This is a genomic window from Sebaldella sp. S0638 (genome assembly GCF_024158605.1).
GTDB lineage: Bacteria > Fusobacteriota > Fusobacteriia > Fusobacteriales > Leptotrichiaceae > Sebaldella.
Genome location: NZ_JAMZGM010000189.1, coordinates 1 through 3,852 on the forward strand (window position 1 = coordinate 1; position 3,852 = coordinate 3,852).

The 3,852-nt window shown below is 23.5% G+C and carries 4 protein-coding genes; all 4 read right to left on the reverse strand.

Annotated features, from left to right (window positions below):
- Positions 1-477: 477 nt before the first annotated feature.
- From NK213_RS19120 to NK213_RS19135, 4 genes are read right to left on the reverse strand one after another with little or no spacing between them, the layout of a single operon-like run.
- On the reverse strand, positions 478-1,113 hold the full coding sequence (locus tag NK213_RS19120) for a hypothetical protein (protein ID WP_253352272.1): 636 nt from the start codon (positions 1,111-1,113) through the stop codon (positions 478-480).
- 50 nt (positions 1,114-1,163) lie between these two features.
- Entirely contained in the window at positions 1,164-1,766 is a 603-nt protein-coding gene (locus NK213_RS19125; RefSeq protein ID WP_253352274.1) for a hypothetical protein, read from the reverse strand.
- 46 nt (positions 1,767-1,812) lie between these two features.
- Positions 1,813-2,592, reverse strand: a complete 780-nt coding sequence (locus tag NK213_RS19130; protein ID WP_253352276.1) for a ParA family protein — start codon at positions 2,590-2,592, stop codon at positions 1,813-1,815.
- A 4-nt stretch (positions 2,593-2,596) separates the two neighbouring features.
- Positions 2,597-2,785, reverse strand: a complete 189-nt coding sequence (locus tag NK213_RS19135) for a hypothetical protein (protein WP_253352278.1) — start codon at positions 2,783-2,785, stop codon at positions 2,597-2,599.
- Between the last annotated feature and the right edge of the window lie 1,067 nt (positions 2,786-3,852).

Here is a 3,852-nt window from a genome sequence, read left to right on the forward strand (position 1 = left end):
TTCAAAACACCTCTTTCTTTTTTTATTATATCATTGTTTAGATTTTGGTGTTCCTACTTTACTATAGCACTACATACCTCCATCTGACTTTATTCAAATCTTATTCTAAAATATTAACACATATTTTATTTTTTGTCATTCTTATAGGGAATATTTCTAATTTTTGCTCATTCGGAAATTTTATGTTTTGAAGACTGTTTTTTTATAAATTTAGAATTAAAAAAGGAAAGATTTTTTGAAATGAGATGTCTGTATTTTTAACTGAATTTTTTAACGTAATCCTAACCATATTTCACGTCCGATAATATGACTTATGAATAAACAAGAAAAAAAGTGACCTATTTTTTTAATCATAATGACTAAAATTAAATAGGTCAATTTTTTTGTGATTTAAGTTTAAATTACATTAATCCAAGACATAAAAGGGGGCTTTTTATTCCTTATATATTTTACCATATAATTTTTATTTGTAAAGTATTATCTTGGATCCATTGATTCTTTCATAGTGGCATTATAATACTCATCCATTGATTCTGCCATATATAAATTTGATCTTGTGTATATATTAGAATCAAGACCTAAAAACATTTTATTTACATAATACAATAAATCAATTATTTCTTCAATATTTATATCAACATTTTCACTAAAATAATAATTTCCTTTGTTATCAATAGGATATCTAAATGCCATTGAATATTTATCTAAACTATTTATAATTGCTTTCAAGCTTTCTAATTTTATTTTATAACTATTAAAATCATCAACTAAGCTTTTATCTATATCAAATTTTTTAACCATTTCAGTGAATAATTTACAGAATTCTTTATATAAATATTCTATATTATGATTTTTTAAATCTATTTTTTTATTAAGCTTTTTTATAAAAAAGTAAATATAGTCTTTTAGTCCTAGTTCTAACGAATGTCTTATTAAAAAAAGCAATGATCTTTCACGTTGATTTATTATCACATCAGAATCTAGTAAAATTTCAATTGAGTTCATGTAATCAACATAACAATAACCCCATTTTGTTTTACTTAATTTTGTAGTAACTTTCCACTTTCCTTTTACTCTATCTATAAATTCTTTTTTTGTTAATTCTAATGCCATTAAATCCACTCACCTTTCAAAATATTTTTATAACTTCGCAGATTGCGAAGTTATAAAAGTTCAGATAAATTCTCTTTTTCTTTTTCTAAATTTTCTATCTCAAGATACTTTTTTTCTATCTTCTTATCTATTCTTTTTATTTCTTTCTCAATATCCTCTGATGTCATATTTTTTTTTGTAGAATACACTTTACTATCTTTTTTTAATTCTTTTAGTCTTTCAGTTGGATTATCTGCTTCTATTACTTCAACTATATCTTGATTATCTCCACTTTCATTTGTTATCGATTTTAACTGTTTTACAACATTATGTGTCAATTCAAAGACTTTTGTTTTTTTTGTGTCTATAAATAATTTCCACATATCTATTAATCTATAAGCCGTATCTTTACTTATTCCTAAATAATTTAGATATCCTAAAAATGTACCTGTTTTTTGTTTTGATAATAATAAATGAATTTCATATAAATTTTTAGACATTTCTTTTCTATTTCTATTTATTTGTTGAATATTTTTTAAAATATTTTCCTCTTTTTCTTCTATTCCATTTATTATTTTTTCGTCATCAATTTCATATTCTTCAAAGTTAAAATTGGAATGATATTTTTGTACCTGATTGTTAAAATCTCTCTCTTTTTCTAATAAATTATTCACTTTTCAATTCCTCCTTTTAAAACTTCGCAACCTGCGAAGTTTTATTTTAATTCTCTGTTTCTAAAAATTCATAAACTAAATTTTTATAATCTATTGAAGCACCTGATGAATTTTTATATGAAAAAATATCTTTTCCTTCTTCGGCTGCATTTGCTATATTCTGATCTTTTCTTATCATTATTTCAGAAAACTTATAATCATCTTTACCAGTAAAATATTTTTCAAATCTTTCTTTAGCTATTTTAAAGACTCTTGTATTAGCACTTATTCCTACCATAAAAATTAGTTTTATCTGAATTTTAGGATTATTCTTTTTCGCTGTTGTAAATAATGTTTTTAAATCAATTATTCCATTAACATCTAGTTTTGTTTCTTTAGTCGGAGTAAATATATAATCCGTTGCATTTAAAACTGAAAAAGTTAAATTATTAATAGTCCCCTCTGTATCAAAAATAACATAATCATAACTTCCAAAATATTGTATTAAATTTTTTATGCAGTTATAAATACCTTGACCGTCATTATTTTGCATAAAGTAATAATCAATATTTCTTAGCATATACGAAGATACAATTATATCTACTCCATTTATTGAATTAATATAACGATTTAAGTCTTCAACATATAAATTTTCATATTGCTCTTTTATTAGTTCATGAAGATTATTTTCATTTTCTATATTAAAATAAGTTTCTATACTACAACTTGGGTCTGTGTCTATTAATAATACTTTTTTATTATTTCTTTGTAATGCATACGCAATATTTATTGCACTTACAGTTTTTCCTGCCCCGCCTTTAGGGTTAACAACTGCTATTGTTTTCATAATCTCACTCCTTGTCTATTATTTTCTTCTTAATTTTTATTTCTTTCACAACTGGGTTATAGTAAACAACAACTTCCCTATCATTTTCTGTTATTCCTAATTCATCAATCAAATTATTCGGTAATGTTAAAGCATATTGTCTACCTCTCTTATCATTTGGTTTACTATATGTTAACTTTTTTATAAACTGCATAAAATCATTTCCTTTCTTCCATTTTATCACTCCTTACATTGATTTTTTTTCTTTTAGAGTGTATAATTAGTTGATCGTAATAATACACAAAGTAGAGTTATTAATTTAATTCTACTTTTTTATTATACCTCATATACGGGTATATGTCAATAAAAAAACGCTTATATTATTGAATTATTTTTTTGTTCTCATATTGAGAATATATATTTTTTTCTTGAAAATATAAAAACAAAAAAAATCGTTCAAAATTTCTGAACAAAAAATATTTAATTTTTCTGTCAGTTAATTGTTTTTTCTTAATACTATCTTTTTTGAACTAAATTCAACAATATAAAAAAAAACTCCATATTTTCATTTTAAGAAGTTATTTTTTTGAACCCACCCTATAAGTCGACGTAATATGAAAAAGTTTCTTAAAATTGAAATATGGAGGCCATATTTAAGAAAAAAATACTCTTCGCATAAAAAAATACACAAAAGTTTAAATACTCTTGTGCATACGAATTTTATAAAGGGTAGGTGCGTTTTTTTGAAAATATATCACCAAATATAGCTTTTTATCTCCAAAATAATTATCTTGAACAGTTGAAGACATATACCTTAAAATAATAGAGACTCCAAGAAGAAATCTAAAAATCTGCTATTAATTTATATTTCCCCAGAAGACATTTCAGTAGCCAAAAAATAAGAAAATTCAGCTAGAGAGATGATAGGATCGAGGTTTTTTTTAAAAATTTTGCTTTCCATTCAGAGAATTTTTAAGCAAAAAGAAAAATCAGCTATTAATACTTGTACAAGAAGACATTTCAGTAGCCTTTTTCTTTTTAAAAACATGGTTACAAGTCCTATTTTCAGCAGTTTTAGAGTTTATTTTTTGCTTTCCATATATTGTTTTTTTATTTTAGATATAGTTTTTTGTGAAACAGATAAAATCTTTTCAATCTCTCTATATTTAAGATTTTTATCAATTAAAAAAATAATTTTATCTTCAAGGGGTACCTCCATAATTAATGTGATTTAGCACCACACAATCATTTAATAGAATGAATTCAAGGCTTCCATTAATT